Source organism: Psychrobacillus sp. Z3-81 (genome assembly GCF_056620325.1).
This window is the reverse complement of the sequence record NZ_JBWQPU010000087.1, coordinates 1-253: the sequence shown is the minus strand read 5'-3', so window position 1 is coordinate 253 and position 253 is coordinate 1. Positions and strand designations below refer to the sequence as shown.

Annotated in this window: 1 pseudogene; it reads right to left on the bottom strand. The window is 53.0% G+C overall.

Going from position 1 to position 253, the window contains the following annotated elements:
• Positions 1-253: pseudogene (locus tag AC1ECF_RS17735) on the bottom strand (carboxylesterase/lipase family protein); the annotation flags it as partial.

Sequence of the window (253 nt, the reverse complement as noted above, 5' to 3'; positions counted from 1 at the left end):
AACCTTCGTATAATTCCCGCTATCGATGGCGTCAAAGCCTTCTTTTGGAACCACTGTTCCATCGCGGAACAGATGCGGGAATGGCTCCATACGGATTGCAGTTGCCCCAAACGCTGTGACCAGCTTGTCCGCAGGCAGTGCACGCAGGTAACTTTCCAGCTGTGCTGAAGATTGCTTGCCAATCCAAGCTTTGGCTTCTTCCGCGTTAGCCGCTTTCCCCTCTTGTACAAGCAGCTTCACGAGTACATCCTCG